18 protein-coding genes and 1 pseudogene are annotated in these 21,964 nt (G+C 71.8%); 4 read left to right on the forward strand and 15 right to left on the reverse strand.

The features are described from left to right. Positions 1-597: 597 nt before the first annotated feature. From aroQ to ACTWQE_RS27950, 10 genes and pseudogenes are all read right to left on the reverse strand, one after another. On the reverse strand, positions 598-1,044 hold the full coding sequence (aroQ, locus tag ACTWQE_RS27905; protein WP_443331832.1) for a type II 3-dehydroquinate dehydratase: 447 nt from the start codon (positions 1,042-1,044) through the stop codon (positions 598-600). Further along, on the reverse strand, positions 1,041-2,159 hold the full coding sequence (gene aroB / locus ACTWQE_RS27910; protein ID WP_443331833.1) for a 3-dehydroquinate synthase: 1,119 nt from the start codon (positions 2,157-2,159) through the stop codon (positions 1,041-1,043). The genes aroQ and aroB overlap by 4 nt, the downstream gene beginning before the upstream one ends. After that, positions 2,156-2,764, reverse strand: a complete 609-nt coding sequence (locus ACTWQE_RS27915; RefSeq protein WP_443331849.1) for a shikimate kinase — start codon at positions 2,762-2,764, stop codon at positions 2,156-2,158. The genes aroB and ACTWQE_RS27915 overlap by 4 nt, the downstream gene beginning before the upstream one ends. Before the next feature lie 11 nt (positions 2,765-2,775). Beyond that, entirely contained in the window at positions 2,776-3,960 is a 1,185-nt protein-coding gene (gene aroC / locus ACTWQE_RS27920) for a chorismate synthase (RefSeq protein ID WP_443331834.1), read from the reverse strand. 209 nt (positions 3,961-4,169) lie between these two features. Continuing rightward, complete coding sequence (locus ACTWQE_RS27925) at positions 4,170-5,030, reverse strand: shikimate dehydrogenase (protein WP_443331835.1); 861 nt, start codon at positions 5,028-5,030, stop codon at positions 4,170-4,172. After that, positions 5,023-6,876, reverse strand: a complete 1,854-nt coding sequence (gene mltG, locus ACTWQE_RS27930; RefSeq protein WP_443331836.1) for an endolytic transglycosylase MltG — start codon at positions 6,874-6,876, stop codon at positions 5,023-5,025. The genes ACTWQE_RS27925 and mltG overlap by 8 nt, the downstream gene beginning before the upstream one ends. A gap of 121 nt (positions 6,877-6,997) precedes the next feature. Then, a complete protein-coding gene (gene ruvX / locus ACTWQE_RS27935; protein ID WP_443331837.1) occupies positions 6,998-7,480 on the reverse strand; it encodes a Holliday junction resolvase RuvX in 483 nt (160 codons plus the stop codon). 23 nt (positions 7,481-7,503) lie between these two features. Then, positions 7,504-10,175: pseudogene (gene alaS, locus ACTWQE_RS27940) on the reverse strand (alanine--tRNA ligase). Then, complete coding sequence (locus ACTWQE_RS27945; protein WP_443331838.1) at positions 10,175-10,486, reverse strand: DUF6167 family protein; 312 nt, start codon at positions 10,484-10,486, stop codon at positions 10,175-10,177. The pseudogene alaS and the gene ACTWQE_RS27945 overlap by 1 nt, the downstream one beginning before the upstream one ends. Before the next feature lie 6 nt (positions 10,487-10,492). Further along, positions 10,493-10,933 (reverse strand): DUF948 domain-containing protein, encoded by a 441-nt coding sequence (locus ACTWQE_RS27950; RefSeq protein WP_443331839.1) that lies wholly within the window; start codon positions 10,931-10,933, stop codon positions 10,493-10,495. Between the two features lie 190 nt (positions 10,934-11,123). Between ACTWQE_RS27950 and ACTWQE_RS27955 the strand changes: the two genes are divergently transcribed. Next, positions 11,124-13,355, forward strand: a complete 2,232-nt coding sequence (locus tag ACTWQE_RS27955) for an ATP-binding protein (RefSeq protein ID WP_443331840.1) — start codon at positions 11,124-11,126, stop codon at positions 13,353-13,355. A 21-nt stretch (positions 13,356-13,376) separates the two neighbouring features. Here the strand turns inward: ACTWQE_RS27955 and rpsD are convergent, their stop codons facing one another. Beyond that, positions 13,377-13,988, reverse strand: a complete 612-nt coding sequence (gene rpsD / locus ACTWQE_RS27960; protein WP_443331841.1) for a 30S ribosomal protein S4 — start codon at positions 13,986-13,988, stop codon at positions 13,377-13,379. 55 nt (positions 13,989-14,043) lie between these two features. Here rpsD and ACTWQE_RS27965 point away from each other — a divergent pair, with 55 nt between their 5' ends. Continuing rightward, positions 14,044-14,958 carry a DUF2470 domain-containing protein gene (locus tag ACTWQE_RS27965; RefSeq protein ID WP_443331842.1) on the forward strand — a complete coding sequence of 305 codons (915 nt, stop codon included), beginning with the start codon at positions 14,044-14,046 and terminating at the stop codon, positions 14,956-14,958. 33 nt (positions 14,959-14,991) lie between these two features. Here the strand turns inward: ACTWQE_RS27965 and ACTWQE_RS27970 are convergent, their stop codons facing one another. The 4 genes from ACTWQE_RS27970 to ACTWQE_RS27985 form a co-directional block, all read right to left on the reverse strand. Then, a complete protein-coding gene (locus ACTWQE_RS27970) occupies positions 14,992-16,455 on the reverse strand; it encodes a replication-associated recombination protein A (protein WP_443331843.1) in 1,464 nt (487 codons plus the stop codon). 158 nt (positions 16,456-16,613) lie between these two features. Next, a complete protein-coding gene (locus ACTWQE_RS27975; protein WP_443331844.1) occupies positions 16,614-17,267 on the reverse strand; it encodes a vitamin K epoxide reductase family protein in 654 nt (217 codons plus the stop codon). A gap of 174 nt (positions 17,268-17,441) precedes the next feature. Then, on the reverse strand, positions 17,442-18,704 hold the full coding sequence (hisS, locus tag ACTWQE_RS27980) for a histidine--tRNA ligase (RefSeq protein ID WP_443331845.1): 1,263 nt from the start codon (positions 18,702-18,704) through the stop codon (positions 17,442-17,444). Between the two features lie 13 nt (positions 18,705-18,717). Beyond that, on the reverse strand, positions 18,718-19,440 hold the full coding sequence (locus tag ACTWQE_RS27985; protein ID WP_443331846.1) for an MBL fold metallo-hydrolase: 723 nt from the start codon (positions 19,438-19,440) through the stop codon (positions 18,718-18,720). Between the two features lie 141 nt (positions 19,441-19,581). On the opposite strand from ACTWQE_RS27985, the gene ACTWQE_RS27990 reads away from it, so the two are divergent. Together ACTWQE_RS27990 and ACTWQE_RS27995 are read left to right on the forward strand one after the other, a co-directional pair. Beyond that, positions 19,582-20,418, forward strand: a complete 837-nt coding sequence (locus tag ACTWQE_RS27990) for a peptidylprolyl isomerase (RefSeq protein WP_443331847.1) — start codon at positions 19,582-19,584, stop codon at positions 20,416-20,418. Between the two features lie 251 nt (positions 20,419-20,669). Beyond that, complete coding sequence (locus ACTWQE_RS27995) at positions 20,670-21,899, forward strand: DUF349 domain-containing protein (RefSeq protein ID WP_443331848.1); 1,230 nt, start codon at positions 20,670-20,672, stop codon at positions 21,897-21,899. Positions 21,900-21,964: the final 65 nt, after the last annotated feature.

Genomic DNA, 21,964 nt, shown 5'->3' on the forward strand with positions numbered 1-21,964 from the left:
GCGCGGGGTGACCCGGCTCCTGCGGCCCCGGGTGGGCGGGTGCGGGATGCGAACCCGGGTGGGCGGGTGCGGGATGCGAACCCGGGTGGGCGGGTGCGGGATGCGGTCCCGGCCCGCTCGAGCCCGGGTACGGCGGCGCGGGGTGCGCCCCCGGCCCGCCCGAGTCCGGGTACGGCGGCGCGGGCTGCGCAGCCGTCCCGCCCGAATGCGCATAGGGCGGCGTCCCCGGCGGATCCGGGAAGCCAAGCTGCGGGTGAGGCTGCTCGGCCTGCGGTACGTCGGCCTGCGGCACGGCCTCCGCCTCCCCCGGGGGTACCGGCCCCCAGCCGGAAGGGGCCGACCGGTGGGATTCGTGGGGCGGTGGCAGCGGAGCCCCCCCAGAGTGCTGCATCCGCTGACTCTCCGTCTCGTGCAGACAACTAACGCATGGTCAAGCAGCTGGAGCCTGTCCGTACTGTCGCCCGGCGCCGCCGGGCACGGGTCGGCGGGCGCCAGGTGCCGGACAAGGCCGGGGCGGCGTCGGTGCCCCCCGCTCCTCGCGGAGGGCACCAGAACGGTACCGCCCCTCACTGCCGCTGTGTGAACGGCCGGGAACGATCAGGAGTGCCCGGGGAGTTCCTCGGCCAGCGCGCGGAGCGCCAAGCGGTACGAACCGATACCGAAGCCCGCGACCGTCCCGGACGCCACGGGCGCGACGACCGAGGTGTGCCGGAACTCCTCACGGGCGTACGGGTTCGAGATGTGCACCTCGATGAGCGGGGCCGTGCGCTGGGCGGCAGCGTCCCGCATCGCATACGAGTAGTGGGTGAACGCAGCCGGGTTGAGCACGACCGGGATCGACCCGTCGGCAGCTTCGTGCAGCCAACCGACCAGCTCCGCCTCGTCGTTGGTCTCCCGCACCTCGACCTCCAGGCCCAGCTCCTTGCCCAGCCGGGAGCACTCCTCGACCAGCCCGGTGTAGGAGGTGGAGCCGTAGACATCGGGCTCGCGGGACCCCAGACGGCCCAGATTCGGACCGTTCAGGACCAGGACCCGCCGGGTCACCGGGAGACCTCCGCGTAGGCCGCGGCCAGGACGGCCGGGTCGGGCCCCTCCAGCACGGTCGGCTTGCCGAGGCCGTCGAGGACGATGAAGCGCAGCAGGTCGCCGCGGGACTTCTTGTCGACCTTCATGGTCTCCAGCAGCTTGGGCCACTGGTCGCCGCGGTAGGTCAGCGGCAGCCCGACCGACTCCAGGACGGCACGGTGCCGGTCGGCGGTGGCGTCGTCCAGCCGCCCGGCGAGACGGCCGAGCTCCGCGGCGAACACCATGCCGATGGAGACGGCCGCGCCGTGCCGCCAGTTGTAGCGCTCGTTCTTCTCGATCGCATGGGCCAGCGTGTGCCCGTAGTTGAGGATCTCCCGCAGGCCGGACTCCTTGAGGTCGGAGGAGACGACCTCGGCCTTCACCCGGATCGACCGCTCGATGAGCTCGGCGGTGTGCGGGCCTGCGGGCGTACGGGCGCCGGCCGGGTCCTCCTCGATGAGGTCGAGGATCACCGGGTCGGAGATGAAGCCGGCCTTGATGATCTCGGCGAGGCCGCTGATGTAGTCGTTGGCGGGAAGCGAGTCGAGGACGGCGAGGTCGCACAGCACACCGGCCGGCGGGTGGAAGGCCCCGACCAGGTTCTTGCCCTCGGCGGTGTTGATTCCGGTCTTGCCCCCGACGGCCGCGTCGACCATACCCAGCACGGTCGTCGGCACGGCGATCCAGCGCACTCCCCGCAGCCAGGTGGCCGCGACGAAGCCCGCGATGTCGGTGGTGGCGCCCCCGCCGACGCCGACGATGACATCGGTGCGGGTGAAGCCGGTCTGCCCCAGGGCCTTCCAGCAGTACGCCGCGACCTCGACGGTCTTGGACTCCTCGGCGTTGGGCAGCTGGATCGCGATGGCCTCGTAGCCCTGCTCGGCGAGATCCTCACGCAGTGCCTCGCCGGTCGCGGCCAGCGCCTCCGGGTGCAGCACGGCGACACGCTTGGCACCACGGCCGACGAGGCCCGGGAGCTCACCGAGCAGCTGACGTCCAATCAGGACCTCATAGGGGTCCGTGCCCGCGGTGCCGCTGACCTGGATCCGGGTCGGGGACTCCCCCAGCGGGGCGTGGGGACGGGTCTCGGTCATGAGTGCTTCTCCTGGCTGGGGGTCCGGTGAGTTCCGCCCGGGGCGGAGCCGCTGATGTCTTCAGGAGCCACTGATGCCTCGGGCCCCGGGACGGGGAGCCTCAACTCCAGTGCGTCGAGGACCGCTTCGGCGACGTCCTCGGGGGTGCGGTCGTCGGTGCTGACGACGGTACGGGCGACCTCGGTGTACAGCGGTCGGCGCTCCTCCATCAACTCTCGCCAGCGCTGCCGCGGATTGACCGCGAGCAGCGGCCGGGGAGCGTTGAGCCCGACGCGCTTGACCGCCTCGTTGACCCCCACGTCGAGAAAGACGACGGGACGGCCGGCCAGCAGGGCGCGGGTGCCCTCGTCCAGGATGGCCCCGCCGCCGAGCGCGAGGACGCCCGGGTGCTCGGCCACCGCGGCCCGTACGGCATGGCGCTCCAACTCGCGGAAGTGGGCCTCGCCGTCATCGATGAAGATCTCCGGGATCGCCCGGCCCGTGGTCCGCTCGATATCGGCGTCGGTGTCCCGGTAGCCGACACCCAGCCGGTCGGCGAGGATCTGCCCGACAGTCGACTTGCCGACGCCCATGGGGCCGACGAGGACGACAGCGGGGCCCGCCACCCGTTCCTCACTCACCGGATCGCCAGGTTGTCGAGGAAGCTCCGCACGTTCCGGCGGGTCTCGGTCACCGAGTCGCCGCCGAACTTCTCCGCCACCGCGTCGGCCAGCACCAGCGCGACCATCGCCTCGGCCACGATCCCCGCGGCCGGCACCGCGCACACGTCCGAACGCTGGTGGTGTGCCTGCGTGGCCTCGCCGGTGGCGACGTCGACCGTGGCCAGCGCCCGTGGCACGGTCGCGATCGGCTTCATGGCGGCCCGTACGCGCAGCAGCTCGCCCGTGGTCAGTCCGCCCTCGGTGCCGCCGGAGCGGCCGGAGGTGCGCCGGATGCCCTCCTCGGTGCTCACGATCTCGTCGTGCGCCTGTGAGCCCGGGACGCGGGCCAGGTCGAAGCCGTCGCCGACCTCGACCCCCTTGATCGCCTGGATGCCCATCAGCGCACCGGCCAGCCGGGCGTCCAGCCGGCGGTCCCAGTGCACATGCGAGCCCAGGCCCACGGGCACGCCGTAGGCCAGAACCTCGACGACGCCGCCGAGGGTGTCACCGTCCTTGTGGGCCTGGTCGATCACCTCGACCATCGCCTTGCTCGCGTCCTCGTCCAGACAGCGCACCGGGTCGGCGTCGAGCCGGTCCACATCGGAGGGCGTGGGCAGCACCCCGTACGGAGCCTTGGCCGAGGCCAGCTCCACGACATGGCTGACGATCTCGATCCCGGCCGTCTCCTTCAGATACGACCGTGCCACCGTGCCGAGCGCGACCCGGGCCGCGGTCTCGCGCGCGGAGGCGCGCTCGAGGATCGGGCGGGCCTCGTCGAAGCCGTACTTCTGCATCCCGGCGAGGTCGGCGTGGCCGGGGCGGGGCCGGGTCAGCGGGGCGTTGCGCGCCAGCTCGGCGAGCTCGGCCGGGTCGACCGGATCGGCCGCCATGACCTTCTCCCACTTGGGCCACTCGGTGTTGCCCACCATGATCGCCACCGGGGAGCCGAGCGTCAGACCGTGCCGTACGCCGCCGAGGAAGGTGACCTCGTCGCGCTCGAACTTCATCCGCGCGCCACGGCCGTAACCGAGCCGCCGCCGGGCGAGCGCGTCCGCCACCATCTCGGTGGTGATCGGTACGCCGGCGGGGAGACCCTCCAGCGTCGCGACAAGTGCGGGGCCGTGCGACTCCCCCGCGGTCAGCCAGCGCAACCTGCTCAACGGTGCTCCTCCTGCTCGCGCTTAGGTCTGCGGCGCGGCCCCGGGAGCTCCCCCCGCCTACCGCTGCGGGTACTCCACACAGCGGCGGCTGAGGGCGCGCGGCCCAGGCCCGCCACCTCCGATCCTCCCACGTCCGGGCCCCGGCGCCGGACGCCGGTCCACCAGCCGGACCGCCGAGGCGGACCGCGCCGGGAAGGGGATCCGGGGCTTCAGGCCTCCGGGCCGCCGGAACGTGCCGCGAGCGCCCGCTCCCCGGCCTCCCGCATGGCCGCCAGGGGCGCCGGGGTACGGCCGGTCATCCGCTCGGCCTGGAGCGCCGCCTGGTGGACGAGGAGGTCCAGACCGCCGACGACCTCGCCGCCCCGGGCCGACCAGGCCGACGCGAGCCGGGTCGGCCACGGCTCGTACAGCACGTCGAACAGCGTGCCGGGGCGGTCGGGGACCGCCCCGGCGAGAGCGTCGGTGGTTCCTGCCGGGGTGGTGGCGATGACCAGGGGCGCGTGGAGCCCTTCCGGGGCCTCGGACCAGTCGGCGGTCCTCACCTCCACGGCGAGCCGCTCGCCCCAGCGCCGCATCTCCGCCGCCCGGGCCTCGCTGCGCACATACGCGGTGACGGGGCCGGTGCAGATCCGGGAGAGTGCGGCGAGCGCGGACGACGCGGTGGCCCCGGCGCCGAGCACGGCGGCGCGTCCGACCTTCTCCAGGCCGTGCTCGCGGAGCGCCGCGAGCATGCCGGGGATATCGGTGTTGTCGCCGGTACGACGGCCGTCCTCATCGAAGATCACCGTGTTGACGGCCTCGACGGACGCGGCGGTCTCGCTGATCTCGTCGAGCAGCGGGATCACCACGCGCTTGAGCGGCATGGTCAGGGACAGCCCGGCCCAGTCCCCTTCCGGGAGACCGGCCAGGAAGCCGGCGAGCCCGAGCTCCTCGACCTCGAAGCGGTCGTACCGCCAGCCGGGCAGCCCCAGCGCCTCGTACGCGGCGCGGTGCAGCACCGGGGAGAGGGAGTGGGCGATCGGCGAGCCGAGGACCGCGGCGCGCCGGCCGCCCGTCGAATGATCAGCCATTGCCTGCCCCGGCTTCCTTCTCCTTGCGTCGGTTGTCGTTGAACTCCTCGACCAGCTTGTTGTGTTCCGCGAGCGTCGTGGCGAACTTGGTGTTCTGCCCGTCGACGGCGACGAAGTAGTACCAGTCGCCGGGCTCCGGATTCAGCGCGGCGTCCAGGGCCTCGCTGCCGGGATTGCCGATGGGGCCCGGCGTCACGCCCTTGTAGAAGTAGGTGTTGTACGGGTCGTCGAAGCGGCGGAGCTCGGCGGGGTCCAGGTCGATCTTGCTCTGGCCCTTCAGATAGTTGTAGGTCGAGTCGAACTCCAGACGCCCGTTGGTCTCGGTGTTGCCCGGCTTCAGACGGTTGTAGACGACGCGTGCCATCTTGCGGAAGTCGTCGTCGGTCTTGCCCTCGGCCTGGACGAGGCTGGCCACCGTGATGAGTTCCAGCGGGGACTTGAGCCCCAGTTTCCTGGCCTCGCCCGCCAGATCCTGCTTCGCGTACTCCTGCTTGGCACGGGCCACCATCTGCCGCAGGACGTCCTCGGGCTTGGTGCCCTTGGCCGCGCTGTACCGCGAGGGATAGAGGAAACCTTCCAGCGGATCCTTGATGTCCGGGTCGTCATCGGCCCACTCGGGCAGTCCGAGCTTCTTGGCCTCCTTGGCGGCGACCTTCTTGGTGGTTCCGGCCTTGGCGCCGAGCTTCTTGTCGATGGCCGCGTAGACCCCGGGGGCGCGGCTCCCCTCGGGGATGATCAGGGCGTTGAAGTTCGCCGGGTCCGTCATCATGTTGACGGCTTCCTCGCCGGACATCTTCTTGTGGAGGATGTAGACGCCGGCCTGGATGTGCCCGCCCTTGGGGTTCTTGCCCTGGGCCTCGACGAAGGCGCCGACGCTCTTCACGACACCCGCGTTCAGCAGGATGTTGCCCATCTGGTTGCCCGTGGCGCCGTCGGGGATCTCGACCTGGACCTCACCGCTGCCCTTGCCGGAGAAGTCCGGCGCGTCGCCGAAGTGGGCCTGCCAGAAGTCGTATCCGAGGTAGCCGGCGCCGCCGACGGCACCGAGGAGGATCACCCCGGTGAGCAGACAGGCCGTCCCGCTGCGGCGTTTGGGTCGGTCGCCGCGGCTGCCAGATTGCGGGGTGCCGGGGTCCTCGTGGTCCTCGTCGTTGTCATTGTCAACGAAGTCGGCAACACGGTCCCGGCTCCCCGGACGGCCCTGTTCTCCCGCGAAGAAGGGGTGTTCGCGGTCATCGGCGCCGGGCTCGGCGGGCTGCTCGGAGTCCCGCTGCGGGTAGGGCTGCTGCTCCTCGTACCGCTGTTGTCCTTCGTACGGCTGCTGTTCGTCGTACTGCCGCTGTTCGTCGTACTGCCGCTGTTCGTCGTACGACCGCGGCTCCGCATACTGCTGCCCGCCCTGGTACCGCTGGTCGCCGTAGCCGGAGTCCGCGTACGGCTGCTGCCCGCGCCTGCCGGGCGGTTCCGGCGGCGGATAGGCGTCCCCGGTGCCGTAGAGGTCCGGCCGCTCGCCGGTGTACGGGTCGGAGGGCTGGGGGCCGTACGGGTCACCGGGGTCGCCGCCGTACGCCATGTCCGCCGGGCGCGAGGGGCCCCAGCCGTACTGCTGCCCACCGGGGTACTGCTGCCCGGGATACCGCTGGTCGGGATGGGGCTGATGTCCCGCGTCGCCGTACTGCGGCGCCTGGCCGTCCCACTGCGGCTGCTGCGGATACTGCTGCTGCCGACCGGCGTACGGGTCCGGGCTGCCGCTCGTGGCCTGCTGCCCGTCCCATCCCCGGTCCCCGTAGAGAGGGTCGTCGGGATGCCAGGGTTCGGAGCCTTGGCCCCGGCCGTACTCAGTCATCGATCCCCTTGAGCCGTGAGACGGCTCCCGGTGCGCGTGTCGGCGCAGGCGTCCGGTCCGCCTCGTGTCCGCGGCGGCCATCGCGCGCCGTCGCGTCGCGCGGCACGTTACCGTATCGCGATCAGATGACCACTTCGACGCCCTCGCCGGGAGCTTTACCCGACGCCCGTTCGGTCTCCAGGGCGTTCTGGAGGATGATCACGGCCGCGGCCTGGTCGACCACCTTGCGCCCCTTCTTGGAGCTGACGCCCGAGGCACGCAGTCCCTGGGTCGCGGTGACCGTGGTCATCCGTTCGTCCACGAGGCGCACCGGCACCGGGGCGATCCGCCGGGCCAGCTCCTGGGCGAACGCCCTCACCTTGGCCGCGGCCGGCCCCTCGCCGCCGCTGAGCGAGCGGGGCAGACCGGCCACGACCTCGATCGGCTCGTACTCCTCGACGATGCTCCCGAGCCGCCGCAGGGCGGCCGGCACATCGCGCCCCGGCACCGTCTCGACGGGGGTGGCGAGGACCCCGTCGGGATCGCACGAGGCGACCCCGATCCGGGCGTCCCCGACATCGACGGCGATCCGCCGGCCGCGTCGCATGGCCTGAGCCTCCGTCATACCGCTGCCGCCCTCCGCCCCGGTCAGGCCTTCTCGGCGACCAGGCGCTCGACGGCGGCCACGGCCTCGTCGATGGCGGCCGGGTTCTGGCCGCCGCCCTGGGCGACGTCGTCCTTGCCACCGCCGCCGCCGCCGAGCGTCTTGGCCGCGGTACGGACCAGCTCGCCGGCCTTGATGCCCCGCTCACGGGCGGCCTCGTTGGTGGCGACGACGGTCAGCGGGCGGCCGTTCGCCACGGTGAAGAGGGCGACCACGGCCGGACGACCGCCGCCGATGCGCTGCCGGACGTCGAGTACGAGCTTGCGCAGGTCGTCGGCGCCGGTGCCGTCCGGCACCCGCCCGGTGGCCAGGGCCACGCCCCGTACGTCCTTGGCGCTCTCGGCCAGACCGGCGGCCGCCTGGAGGACCTTCTCCGCGCGGAACCGCTCGATCTCCTTCTCGGCGTCCTTGAGCTTGGCGAGCATTCCGGAGATCTTCTCCGGCAGCTCCTCCGGGCGGCCCTTCACCAGGTCGGTCAGCTGGGAGACCACCGTGTGCTCCCGGGCGAGGAAGCTGTAGGCGGTCGACCCCGACGAGGGCCTCGACCCGGGCGCACACCGGAGCCGATCGAGGACTCGCCGAGCAGCTTGACCAGGCCGAGCTGGGCGGTGTTGTGGACATGGGTGCCACCGCACAGCTCCTTGGAGAAGTCGCCGATGGTGACCACGCGGACGCGCTCACCGTACTTCTCGCCGAACTCGGCGATGGCGCCCTGCTTCTTGGCCTCGCTCATGCTCATCACCTCGGCGGTGACATCGAGTTCACGGGCCAGCACCTCGTTGATCTTCTGCTCGACGTCCGTGAGGACCGTGCCCGGCACGGCGGCCGGGGAGCCGAAGTCGAACCGGAAGCGCCCCGGGGCGTTCTCCGAGCCGGCCTGGGCGGCCGTGGGGCCGAGGGCGTCGCGCAGCGCCTGGTGGGTGAGGTGCGTGGCGCTGTGGGCGCGGGCGATGGCACGGCGGCGGGTGATGTCGATCTGGCTGTACGCCGCGGCACCGACGGTCACCTCGCCGACCTGGACCACACCCTTGTGCACGCTGACGCCCGGCACCGGCTGCTGGACGTCGCGGATCTCCACGACGGCGCCGGTGTCGAGCCTGATCCGGCCGGTGTCGGCCTGCTGGCCACCGCCCTCGGCGTAGAACGGCGTCCGGTCGAGGACGACCTCGACCTCGTCACCCTCCTGGGCGGCGGGCGACGACACGCCGTCCACCAGCAGACCGACCACGGTGGACTCACCCTCGGTGTCGGTGTAGCCGGTGAAGACGGTGCTGCCGGAGGTGTCGGCGACCTCGCGGTAGGCGGACAGGTCGGCGTGGCCCTGCTTCTTGGCCTTGGCGTCGGCCTTGGCCCGCTCCCGCTGCTCCTTCATCAGACGACGGAAGCCCTGCTCGTCGACGGAGAGGCCCTGCTCGGCCGCCATCTCGAGAGTGAGGTCGATCGGGAAGCCCCAGGTGTCGTGGAGCAGGAACGCCTTCTCGCCGGGGAGGACCGTGGAGCCCGCGGCCTTGGTGTCCGAGACGGCGGTGTCGAGGATGTTGGTGCCGGTCTTGAGGGTCTTGAGGAAGGCGGCCTCCTCGCCCAGCGCGACCGTCTCGATGCGCTTGCGGTCCTCGATGAGCTCCGGGTACTGCTCGCCCATGGTCTTGATGACCACGTCGATCAGCTCGCCGACGACCGGCTCGGTGGCTCCCAGCAGGCGCATGTTGCGGATGGCGCGGCGCATGATGCGGCGCAGCACATAGCCGCGGCCCTCGTTGCCGGGGGTGACACCGTCGCCGATGAGCATGACGGAGGTGCGGATGTGGTCGGCGACGACGCGCAGCGACACGTCCGAGGTGTGGTCGGCGCCGTAGCGGACACCGGTGAGCTCGGTGGCCTTGTCCATGACCACGCGCAGGGTGTCGGTCTCGTACATGTTCCGCACGCCCTGCAGGATCATCGCCAGGCGCTCGAGACCGAGGCCGGTGTCGATGTTCTTGCTGGGCAGCTCGCCGAGGATGGGGAAGTCCTCCTTGCCCCCGCCCTCGCCGCGGATGTACTGCATGAAGACCAGGTTCCAGATCTCCACATAGCGCTCGTCGTTGACGGCCGGGCCGCCCTCGGCGCCGAACTCCGGGCCCCGGTCGTAGTTGATCTCGGAGCACGGGCCGCACGGGCCGGGAACGCCCATGGACCAGTAGTTCTCCTTCATCCCCAGCCGCTGGATGCGCTCGGCGGGGACGCCGATCACCTGGCGCCAGATCCGCTCGGCCTCGTCGTCGTCCTTGTAGACGGTGATCCAGAGCCGCTCCGGGTCCAGGCCGTAGCCGCCGTCGGCGACCGGGGCGGTCAGCAGCTCCCAGGCGAGCCTGATGGCGCCTTCCTTGAAGTACTCGCCGAAGGAGAAGTTGCCGCACATCTGGAAGAACGTGCCGTGCCGGGTGGTCTTGCCGACCTCTTCGATGTCGGGCGTGCGCACGCACTTCTGCACGCTCGTGGCGCGCTGGAAGGGCGGCTTGACCTCGCCGAGGAAGTACGGCTTGAACGGGACCATGCCCGCCGGGACCAGCAGCAGCGTCGGGTCGTCCGCGATCAGCGACGCCGACGGCACGACGGTGTGCCCGCGCTCCTCGAAGAAGCGCAGCCAGCGGCGACGGATTTCAGCCGACTCCATCAGTGGTCCTCATTCCGGTTGTACGGGTGCTTCCGGCCCAGCGCCTCCGGTCGGCGCGGTGCGGGCAGTTCTCGGTGGTTCTCCCCGGACTCGATGCCCAGGGCGTCGTTGAGCTCGGTCTCGCGCCGGGCCATGCCGTCACGGACGTCCGAGGCGAACTCCTTGAGGCGGTGTCCCGCCTCCACGGCCCTGTCGGCGGCCCGGGCGGCCAGGCTTTCCGGCGTCAGCTGCCGGAGCTTGCGGTTGACCTTGGTGGTGGCCCACACACCGGCGGCTGCGCCCGCGGTGAACCAGAACGTACGGCGGAACATGGTCGATCAGGCCTTTCCGCCGCGGTTGCGCCGACCGCCCCGGCGGGCCGACGGCACTGTGCGTCCTACGATCACGGTACGGCGGGTCGCCGGCGGCTGCGGCCCCTTCCGGCCGATGGCCTGGCGCACCGCATAGCCGAAGGCCGCGACCTTGACCAGCGGGCCGCCGAACGTGGAGGCGACGGTGGAGGAGAGCGCCGAGGCGTTGGAGGTGACCTCCTGGACATCGGTGGCGATCGCGTCGACCCGGTCGAGCTGGGTCTGCGCGGACCGCACGGTCGCCGACGCCTCCCCGAGGAGCGGGACCGCCTGCTCGGAGACGTCCGCCACGAGCTTGGTCGTCGCTCTGAGCACCTGGGCGAGCCTCACCAGCACCACGGCGAGGAACGACACCAGGATGGACCAGAAGACGGCCACGAGGATCCCGGCCACCTCTCCACCGGACACGATGCACCGCTCCCTGTAGACGAATCGGTCGCCGCCGTCATGGGCGGCCCGGTCCTCCGGGACATGGGGCGGCAGATCTCGACCTTATCGCGCCGGGACCCCGTCCCCGTACCGGATTGCCCGGCGGTGGAGCGGCGTACGGCCCGGCCGATTGTACGGTCCGCACACCTCCGAGTACGCTCCGTGTTCCATGCGACGCCCCTTGCGCCCCGGCACCGCCCTCGAGCTTCCCCCCGCCCCCGGCAATCTCCCCATGGAGCTGAACCGGTTCGTCGGACGGAAGGCCGAACTGGCCGAGCTGGGCCGGCAGCTGGACCGATCCCGGCTGGTCACCGTGACCGGCGTCGGCGGAGTCGGCAAGACCCGCTTCGCCCTCCGCGCCGCACATCTGATGCAGGAACGCTTCCTCGATGGGATCTGGCTGGTGGAGCTGTCCGCGCTGCGCGAGCCCGAGCTGCTGGAGCACGCGTTCACCGAGGCGCTGGGCCTGGCCGACCACACCGGGCGACGGCCGCGTACCGCACTCGCCGAGCAGCTCGCCGACCGGCGGCTGCTGCTGATCCTGGACGGCTTCGAGCACATCGTGGAGGAATGCGCCGGGCTCACCCGGGAGCTGCTGTGCCGCGCGCCGGGGCTGCGGGTGCTGGCGGCGGGGCGGCGACTGCTCGGCGTGGCGGGTGAGCAGGCCTTTCCGCTGGCGCCGATGCCGGCTCCCGCTCCGGCCCGCTCGCCCAGAGCACCGCGCCCGCCCGTGGGGGACGCCGCGGTGCTCCTCGCCGACCGGGCCGCCGCCGTTCTGCCCGGCTTCGCGATCACCGACGACAACCGCTGGGCGATCGCGGAGCTGTGCCACCGGCTCGACGGGATCCCGCTCGCCCTGGAGCTGGCGGCGGGGCGGCTGCGCGCCCTCTCCCTGGAGCAGATGCTCCACCGGCTCGACGACCGCTTCCGGCTGCTCACCGGCGGCAGCCGCGGCGCGCTGCCCCGCCACCAGACGCTGCGTACGGCCATCGGCTGGAGCCATGAGCTGTGCACTCCGCGGGAGCGGCTGCTGTGGGCCCGGCTGTCGGTCTTCGCGGGCCACTTCGACCTGGAGGCTGCTGAGTACGTCTGCTCCGGGCCGGACCTGCCCGCGGACGAGCTGCTCGATGTGGTCGCCGAGCTGGTGGCGCAGTCCGTCCTGGTCCGCGAGGACACCCCGGCGGGCTGCCGCTACCGGATGCTGGACACCGTACGGGCCTACGGCGCCTGCTGGCTCGACGCGCTGGAGGACACCGCGCGGATGCGGCGGCGGCACCGCGACTGGTACATGGGCCTGGCCACCTGGTGCGAGCTCGACTGGTTCAGCCCGCGGCAGGCGGAGGTGGCGGCCCGGATCGACGCCGAGCTGTCGAATCTGCGGGTCGCGCTGGAGTTCAGCCTCGAAGGCGGCGAGGACGCGCACATCGGCCAGTACCTCGCGGGCACCCTGTGGTTCTACTGGGTCGGCTGCGGCCGGCTCGCCGAGGGCCGGCACTGGCTCCAGCGCGCCCTGGAGCTGGAGAGCGACCACGACGAGGCGCGGCTGAAGGCGCTGTGGGTCGCCGGTTATGTGGCCGTGCTGCAGGGCGACACGGTGGGGGCGGTCGCGGCGCTCCAGGAGTGCAGCGAGGAGGCGGAGCGGACGGGCAACGCCCTCGCGGCGGCGTGCGCCCTGCACCGCACGGGCTGTCTCGCCCTGGTCTCCGACGACATCCCGCGCGCCGAGGAGCTGATCCGCGCGGCGCTCGAGCGGTACCGGGAGATCGGCGAGCTGAACAGCAACGTCCTGATGGGGCAGGTCGAGCTGGCCATGGCGGTGGCCTTCCGGGGCGATCTCGCCGGCGCGGTCGCGCTCTGCGAGGACGTCCGCGAGGTCTGCGAGGACCACGGTGAGCGCTGGACGCTGGCCTACGCGCTGTACGGGCTGGGATTCGCGGCCTGGACCCGGGGTGACGCGGCCGAGGCCCGGAAGCTGCTGGAGGAGTGCCTGGCCATCGACCACGCCTTCCACGACCTCGTCGGCTCGGTGCTCGCTCTGGAACTTCTCGCCCTGATCACGGTGGGCGAGGGGGACCCGGAGGAGGCGGCGGTGCTGCAGGGGGCCGCCGGGCAGCTCTGGCGCTCGGTGGGGCTGCCGCTCTTCGGCTCGAAGAACTTCAACGCCCCCCATCTGATGTGCGAGCGGCAGACGCGGGAGGCGCTGGGCGCGGAGCGCTACGAGGAGTGTCTGCGGGAGGGGGCACGGCTCGACCTGGACGCGGCGACGGCACGGGCGCTGCGCGGCGCGGGGCGTGCCGCCCCGGTACCGGGGCCGCGCGGCGAACTCCAGGCCGTCGAGGCCCCCTCCACGCACGAGCCCGCCGCTTCCCCCTCCGCGGGCGGCGGGGAAACGGCGGGCTGATGGTGCGGACTGCGCGCCGGGTCAGCGGGCGTAGTACTCGACGACCAGCTGCTCGTCGCAGATCACCGGGATCTCCTTGCGGTTCGGCTCCCGGTCGAGGCGGAAGGCGAGGGCCTTCAGGTTGACCTGCAGGTAACGCGGGGTCTCGCCCTCCGTGTCGTAGCCGCCCTCGCGCGCGACCTGGAAGGGGTACTTCTCCCGGCTGCGCTCGCGGACCATCACCACGTCATCGGGGCTGACCCGGAAGGACGGCTTGTCGACCTTGCGGCCGTTGACCTCGATGTGACCGTGCACGACCATCTGGCGGGCCTGGTAGATCGTGCGGGCGAGACCGGACCGAAGGACGAGCGCGTCCAGACGGCGCTCCAGCTCGACGATCAGCGCTTCGCCGGTCTTGGTCTCGACCTTGCGGGCGCGGTCGTAGGCACGGGCCATCTGGCGCTCGCTGATGTCGTACTGAGCGCGCAGACGCTGCTTCTCCAGCAGACGGACCTTGTAGTCACTGTTCTGCTTGCGGCCACGGCCGTGCTCGCCGGGCGGGTACGGGCGGGCCTCGAAGTACTTGACGGCCTTCGGCGTCAGGGCGATGCCGAGTGCGCGGGACTTCTTGACCTTGGGACGCGACTGGTTCACGTGGAACGAACCTCCGTGTAAGTTAGGTGAGCCTTACCTTAGCGGAGGAGAACGCATGTTTCGACCTGGGAGCCCCCTGCCCGGAACCGGCCACGTCGCGGAATCGACGGCGGACGGCGCCCGGACGGGTCAGCCGCGCCCCTTGGACGATGCTCGGCGGCCCACTGCCGCTGAGCGTGTACGAACCCTCGTGGAGTCGAACGCCTCGGCCGCACTGAGCATTCCGGGTGCGGACCTCGACGAGCTGGGCGCCGCGGCGCCCGCCGCACGTACCGTCTCACCGGAGGGGGACGTGCTGCTACTGGTGCGCGGAGACTCCCCCGCGGCTCGCGCCGCGGCCCACGCACAGGACGACGATCTGACGGCGATGATCGAGATCACCGACGTCGCACCGGTCGCCGTACCCCATCGTATCCGTGGTCGGGGGTGGATCGCCGGTTGGCTGACCCCCGTACGGAACGAGCAGCGTGCCGCCTGCGCGATGCTGCTGGCCGAGCGGCACCCGGTGGGCGCCCTGCTGGGCGTCGGCGAGACCCTCGGTCGCGACCTGTCGCCCGACGAGTACGGCCGTCCGGGCTGGATGCTGCTGCGGCTGGAGGTCGGCGAGGCCTGTGTCGAGGACCTGTGGGGCGCCGAGTCCGTCGAACCGGACGATCTGGCCGCGGCCGAGGCTGACCCGCTGGTGGGGCACGAGGCCGAGCTGCTCCAGCACCTCGCCGCTGCCCACGGGGAGCAGGTACGCGGTCTGTGCGGGCTGCTCGGGGAACGCGCCGGGGACCTGGTGTGCGGAGGCCTGCGGGACAGTGCCGTACCGGTGTCCCTGGACCGCTTCGGTCTGCGGGTGCGCTTCACGGATCCGGACGAGCGCTGCTTCGATGCGCGCTTCGACTTCCCTGAGCCGGTCGCGGACGTCACGGAGCTGCGCCGCGCCATGCACACGCTCTTCGAGGCGGCACTCGACGGCGAGTGACCCGCCGTTCCGGCGGCGCCGGTGTCCGGCGCCTCAGGACGCGGCGTCCGGGGTCTCCTTTTGCGGTCCGGCCGCGTCCTTCGACGCGGGCGGCTCGGGGGGCCTGACCGCGTCACCCGGAGCCGGGCCGTCGGCCGGGCGCGGCGGGGCCTCGCCGCGCAGACGGCTGCGCACCCGCTCCGCCACGTCCGCGTAGCGGGCTTCCGCGCCGTAGCGTGTCGGCTCGTAGTAGCGCTTGCCGTGCACCGCGTCCGGGGCGTACTGCTGGACCGCGATCGCCCCCGGCACATCGTGCGGGTACACATAGCCCTGGGCGTGTCCGAGCTTTTTCGCGCCCTGGTAGTGGCCGTCCCGCAGATGCGGCGGCACCGGGCCCGCCTTGCCCGCCCGTACGTCCGCCAGGGCGGCGCCGATCGCCGTCGTGACCGCGTTGGACTTGGGGGCGAGCGCCAGGGCGACCGTGGCGTGGCCGAGCGTCAGAGCGGCTTCCGGGAAGCCGATCATGGCCACGGCCTGGGCAGCGGCCACCGCGGTCTGCAGAGCGGTCGGGTCGGCCATGCCGATGTCCTCGCTGGCCGAGATCATCAGCCGTCGCGCGATGAACCGCGGGTCCTCCCCCGCCTCGATCATCCTGGCCAGGTAGTGCAGCGCCGCGTCCACGTCCGAGCCGCGGATGGACTTGATGAGCGCGCTCACCACGTCGTAGTGCTGGTCGCCGTCGCGGTCGTACGCCACGGCCGCGCGGTCGACGGCCTCCTCCAGGGTCCGGAGGGTGACCTCCTCCTCGCCCTTGGCCATGGCCGACCCCGCCCCGGCCTCGAGGGCCGTCAGCGCCCGCCGGGCGTCCCCGCCGGCGATCCGCAGCAGATGGGCCTCGGCGTCCTCGGGCAGCCGGACCGCGCCGCCGAGTCCGCGCTCCTCCTCGACCGCCCGGTGCAGCAAGCCGCGCAGGTCGTCGTCGGTCAGCGGCTCGAGCGTGAGCAGCAGGGAGCGGGAGAGCAGCGGGGAGATGACCGAGAAGTACGGATTCTCGGTGGTCGCGGCGATGAGGGTGACCCAGCGATTCTCCACCGCGGGCAGGAGGGAGTCCTGCTGGGCCTTGCTGAAGCGATGGATCTCGTCGAGGAAGAGCACGGTCTCCTTGCCGTACCCACCGGAGGCACGGCGGGCGCCGTCGATGACCGCCCGCACCTCCTTCACCCCCGCCGTGATGGCCGAGAGCTCCACGAAGCGCTTGTTCGTGGCCTGGCTGACCACATAGGCCAGGGTGGTCTTGCCGATGCCGGGCGGGCCCCACAGGATCACCGAGGAGGGGCCCGCGGGGCCGCCGTTCCCCTCGCCGACGAGCCTGCGCAGGGGCGAGCCGGGCCGCAGCAGATGCTGCTGGCCGACGACTTCGTCGAGGGTGCGGGGACGCATCCGTACGGCCAGCGGGCTGCTGGCCGGATCCTTCTGCCGGCGTTCCTCTTCGGCTGCGGTGAACAGGTCGGGCTCCACGTCGGGAACCCTATGTCACCCCACTGACAACGCCGCCGGTGCCGTCCGCCGCCGGAACAGCCGTTGCCGGCTGCCGTCGGGGAACAGCCGCTGCCGGCTGCGCCGCGACGGGACGCCGGAACGGTCACCGGTCCGGCCGCGCGGGTCCGGCGCGGCGGTCAGCCGGTCCAGAAGTCCCACCAGCGCGTCAGGACCAGCATGCCGATGATGCCGACCCAGAGCACCGGAGGCACCCAGTGGAACTCCAGCACCGCCCTGCGCAGCCCGTCCGGTGCCGGGAGGAAGCGGTGCCGGAGGTTGTGCACGGTCACGTAGCAGAACATCACGATGGTGGCGACCCAGGCGAGGGAGCACCAGAGGCAGAGCGAGCCGATCACATACAGCGACTGGTACTGCAGCCAGGCGCAGAAGCCGACACCGAAGAGCGTGCCGGCGTTCAGCCCGAGCCAGAACCAGCGGCGGTAGCGGGCCCCGGCGAGCAGGCCCATACCGATGGCGATCACCATGCCGTAGGTGACCAGGCCCAGCATGGGGTTCGGGAACCCGAAGGCCGCCGCCTGCTCGCTCTCCATGATGTTGCCGCAGGAGACGATCGGGTTGAGGCTGCACCCCGGAGTGAAGCTCTTGCCCTCGACCTTCGCTTCGAGGATCTTGAACTTGTCGATGGTGATGACCCATGCGGCCAGCAGCCCGGCCGCACCGGTGATCACCAGCAGCCATGCGAAGCCCCGGCCGCTCCCGACCGCGTCGCGGCTGCCGTGCTCCCGGTCGTCCCCGTCGGTGGACACGTCGTCAACCACTGTTGTCGCCATATCGCCGTTCCATCGCTCCCGAAGAAATACGCCGTGCACGGACACGCACATTGTGCCCCCGCGAGGGCCGTCACCGGGCCGCCTCCACCGGACGAGGGACACCCAGGGCGTGCCAACACCCTCCGGCGGCCATCCTCGTCCGGTCGCTGTTCGACGGGCGTAAGGCCGCTCGTCTCAGCGGGCCTTGGCGCGCAGCTCCTCCACGATGCGGTCGAGCGCGACCGGCGACTGCTCACCGGTCTCCAGGTCCTTGAGCTGGACCACGCCCTCGGCGAGGTCCCGCTCGCCCGCCACCAGCGCGTACCGGGCTCCCGACCGGTTGGCGGACTTCATCGCGTTCTTCAGGCCCTTGCCGCCGTACGCGAAGTCCGTGGCGACCCCGGCCCGGCGCAGCTCGGTCACGACACCGAACAGCGCCCGCCGTGCCTCCTCGCCGAGCGGCACCGCGAACACCTGGGTGGCGGAGGGCAGTTCCAGCTCGACGCCCTCGGCCTTGAGCGCCAGGACCGTCCGGTCGACCCCGAGCGCCCAGCCCACCGACGGGAGCGCCGGTCCGCCGATCATCTCGGACAGGCCGTCGTACCGGCCGCCGCCGCCCACCGCGGACTGCGAGCCGAGTCCGTCGTGGACGAACTCGAACGTGGTGCGCGTGTAGTAGTCCAGGCCGCGCACCAACTTGGGGTCGTCCTCGTAGGCGACGCCCGCCGCGCTCAGCAGATCCCGCACCTGCTCGTGGTACGCCTTGCACGCCTCGCACAGGTGGTCGCGCATCATGGGCGCGCCGGCCAGCTGCTTCTGTACGGCCTCCCGCTTGTCGTCGAGAACCCGCAGCGGGTTGATCTCGATACGCGCGCGGGTGTCCTCGTCGAGTTCGAGACCGCGCAGGAAGTCCTGGAGCGCGGCCCGGTAGACGGGGCGGCACTCCTTGTCGCCCAGCGAGTTGAGCAGCAGCCGGAAGTCGCGCAGCCCCAGTGACCTGTACGCGTCGACGGCCAGGATGATCAGCTCGGCGTCGAGCGCCGGGTCCTCGGCTCCGATGGCCTCGGCGCCGACCTGCGAGAAGTGCCGGTAGCGCCCGGCCTGCGGCCGTTCGTAACGGTAGTAGGAGCCGGAGTACCAGAGCTTGACCGGGAGGTTGCCGACCCGGTGCAGATTGTTCTCCAGCGCCGCACGCAGCACGGAGGCGGTGCCCTCGGGGCGCAGGGCCAGTTCGTCGCCGCCCTTGGTGGTGAGGGTGTACATCTCCTTGGTGACGATGTCGGTGGACTCGCCGACACCGCGGGAGAAGAGTTCGACGCTCTCGAAGCCGGGCGTCTCGATGTAGCCGTACCCGGCTCGCTGGAGGGGTGCGGAGATCGCTTCACGGACCGCGAGATAGGTCGCGGATTCCGGCGGGATCAGGTCGTACGTGCCCTTGGGGGCCTGGAAGGTGGTCACGGGAAGGGTCTCGTCACATTCCTCGTCGTGGAGCGGCGCGGTCGGCTGCGCTGCGCTCGTGTCGGCTGCTCGCCACATCCCGGAGAAACGGGTTCGTGGCGCGTTCGCGGCCGATGGTCGTCTGGGGACCGTGTCCGGACAGGACCACGGTCGAGTCGTCGAGCGGCAGGCACACGCGGGCCAGCGACTCGAGGATCTCGGCGTGGTCGCCGCCGGGCAGGTCGGTGCGTCCGATGGAGCCGGCGAAGAGCAGATCGCCCGAGAAGAACACCGACGGAACGTCGGACGTCTCGGGCATCCGGAAGGTCACCGACCCCTTGGTATGGCCGGGCGCGTGCGCGACACCGAATTCGAGCCCCGCGAGCTCGAGCTCGGCGCCGTCGGCCAGCTCCTGGACGTCGTCCGGCTCCCCCACGGTCAGCTCGCCCATCAGCGGCATCCCTATCGACCGCCCGAGCGCCTTCTCGGGGTCGCTCATCATGTAGCGGTCCGCGGGGTGGATCCAGGCGGGTACGTCATGCGCTCCGCAGACCGGGACGACCGATGCGACATGGTCGAGGTGGCCATGGGTGAGCACGACGGCGACCGGCTTGAGACGGTGCTTCTTCAGTGCCTCTTCGACGCCCTGGGCCGCCTCGTGGCCCGGGTCGATGATCACGCACTCCTCACCCGCGGCGGGGGCGACCAGGTAGCAATTGGTCCCCCAGGCCCCGGCGGGGAACCCGGCAATGAGCACGATCGTCCTTAAGAGTCGTCGGGCGCAGGAATCTGAGCAGTTCAGAGACTACCGGCGACCGTCCCGCGACGGCGAACCCGTATACGGTACGGCTCGAGTTCTGAGCGGACAGCAGACGAGACGGCGCAAGGAGACGACCCGGTGGCCACGAAGGACCAGCGGCGGCGGCAGCTCGCCCGGGAGAAGTTCGAACGGCAGCAGCAGCGGCGTGCCCAGCAGCGCAGCAAGGCACGGCGCCGCAACGCGGTGGTGGCGGTGGGCCTGGCCGTCGTACTCGCGGCCGGAGCCGCCGCGTATGCGACCGCCGGGCTGGGCGGCGGCGAGAAGGAGGACGACGTCGGCGCCGCGCCCAGCACCTCTCCCGGCAGCAAGGCCCCGGACCCCTGCGGCAAGCCTGCCAAGGGCTCTCCCGGCACCCGGCAGTGGAAGAAGGAGCCGGCCCTCTCCATCGACACCTCGGCCGCGTACACCATGCAGCTGCGGACCACCTGCGGCGACATCGACATCTCGATGGACGCCGCGAAGGCTCCGCACACGGTCAACTCCTTCAACTTCCTGGCCGGCAAGGGCTTTTTCGACCACACCAGGTGCCACCGGCTGACCACGGGCGGCATTTTCGTCCTGCAGTGCGGCGACCCGCAGGGCACCGGCCAGGGCGGGCCGGGCTACACCATCCCGGACGAGAACCTGAAGGACCCCAGGCTCAAGGGCAATGTCTATCCGGCGGGCACGGTCGCCATGGCGAACCAGTACAACGCCCAGGCCCGCAAGGGCCGCGACACCGGCGGCAGCCAGTTCTTCCTGGTCTACCGGGACAGTCAGTTGCCGCCGGACTACACACCGTTCGGCACGATCACCGGGGGCCGTGACGTGCTGAAGAAGATCGCCGACGCGGGGGCGGCGCCGCCGGACGCGACGCAGAACACCGCGCCCAACGCAACCGTCGTGATCGACAAGGCGGTCGTGCGCAAGTCCTGACACGCGCGAAGGTGAAATTTCGGTCGCGCTGGGCGGACAGCCGACCCGCCGTTCGCCTATGTTGGCGTTGTGTAGGGTGCCTGCTCCGACGGCTGCCGCCCTGCCCGGGACCGAGGAAAACCAGCAGCGTGTCGGACCGGATCGGGCGCGGCCCGGGCCGGACCCCTCCTCCCGAAGGGGGCGAGGAGGGAGAACCGTGGACGATGCCCGCGGGCTGCGTGCCCGCGTCGGCATCATGTGGAGGAGGCGCTGTGAGCAGCGACCCATGGGGCCGCGTCGACGAGACGGGGACCGTGTACGTGCGGACGGCCGAGGGTGAGCAGGTCGTCGGATCGTGGCAGGCGGGCACTCCCGAGGAGGCCCTCGCCTACTTCGAGCGCAAGTACGACGGCCTGGTCGTCGAGATCGGCCTCCTCGAGCGCCGGGTGCGGACCACCGACCTGTCCGCGAAGGACGCGACGACCGCCATCGAGCATCTGCGTCAGCAGGTCGACGAGCACCATGCCGTCGGTGACCTGGACGCGCTGCGGAAGCGGCTCGACAAGCTCGTCGCCGATGTCGATGCGCGCAGGGAGGAGCGCAAGGCGGCCAAGGCGCGCCAGTCCGACGAGGCGCGGCACGCCAAGGAGGCGCTGGTGGCGGAGGCCGAGGAGCTGGCCGCCAGCGAGCAGTGGCGGGCCGCGGGAGAGCGTCTGCGGGGGCTGGTCGACACCTGGAAGAGCCTGCCCAGGCTGGACCGCAAGACGGACGACGAGCTGTGGCACCGCTTCTCGCACGCCCGCTCGGCGTTCTCCAAGCGGCGCAAGGCGCACTTCGCGTCGCTGGACGCGCAGCGCGAGGAGGCCCGGAAGGCCAAGGAGAAGCTGGTCGCCGAGGCCGAGTCGCTCTCCGGATCCACCGACTGGGGCCCCACCGCGGCCCGGTACCGCGATCTGATGGCGGAGTGGAAGGCGGCGGGCCGCGCCCAGCGCGAGGCCGAGGACGACCTGTGGAACCGTTTCCGCGGCGCCCAGGACGTGTTCTTCCAGGCGCGGGGCGAGGTGTTCGCCGAGCGCGACGCCGAGCAGCGGGAGAACCTCACCCGCAAGGAGGAGCTGGCGGTCGAGGCCGAGAAGCTGCTCCCCGTCTCGGACCTCAAGGCGGCTCGTGCCGCGTTCCGTTCGATCAACGAGCGGTGGGAGGCCATCGGCCATGTGCCCCGGGACGCCCGCCCGAAGATCGAGGGGCGGATGCATGCGGTCGAGCGCGCCATCCAGGAGGCCGAGGAGGCCGAGTGGCGGCGTACGAACCCCGAGGCGCGGGCCCGCGCGGCGGGGCTGACCGGCCAGCTCCAGGCGGCGGTCGACAAGCTGCGTTCGCAGGTCGACGCCGCCCGCGCGGCCGGCAACAACGCCAAGGCCGACAAGCTGGCGAAGGAGCTCGAGGGCCGTCAGGCGCTGCTGGACCAGGCGCTGAAGGGCCTGGAGGAGTTCGGGGGCTGAGGGGCCCCAGCGCAGCTGACCGTACGAGAGCGGCCCCGGCACAGTGGGTGCCGGGGCCGCTCTCG

Origin of the sequence: Streptomyces sp. 8N706 (assembly GCF_052245415.1) — a bacterium.
Classification (GTDB): domain Bacteria; phylum Actinomycetota; class Actinomycetes; order Streptomycetales; family Streptomycetaceae; genus Streptomyces.

Coding starts and splice junctions, on each gene's coding strand:
- aroB (WP_443331833.1), bottom strand. CDS start 2,159: ATGACCGAGACCCGTCCCCACGCCCCGCTGGGGGAGTCCCCGACCCGG.
- ACTWQE_RS27925 (WP_443331835.1), bottom strand. CDS start 5,030: ATGGCTGATCATTCGACGGGCGGCCGGCGCGCCGCGGTCCTCGGCTCG.
- mltG (WP_443331836.1), bottom strand. CDS start 6,876: ATGACTGAGTACGGCCGGGGCCAAGGCTCCGAACCCTGGCATCCCGAC.
- ruvX (WP_443331837.1), bottom strand. CDS start 7,480: ATGACGGAGGCTCAGGCCATGCGACGCGGCCGGCGGATCGCCGTCGAT.
- ACTWQE_RS27945 (WP_443331838.1), bottom strand. CDS start 10,486: ATGTTCCGCCGTACGTTCTGGTTCACCGCGGGCGCAGCCGCCGGTGTG.
- ACTWQE_RS27955 (WP_443331840.1), top strand. CDS start 11,124: ATGCGACGCCCCTTGCGCCCCGGCACCGCCCTCGAGCTTCCCCCCGCC.
- ACTWQE_RS27965 (WP_443331842.1), top strand. CDS start 14,044: ATGTTTCGACCTGGGAGCCCCCTGCCCGGAACCGGCCACGTCGCGGAA.
- ACTWQE_RS27975 (WP_443331844.1), bottom strand. CDS start 17,267: ATGGCGACAACAGTGGTTGACGACGTGTCCACCGACGGGGACGACCGG.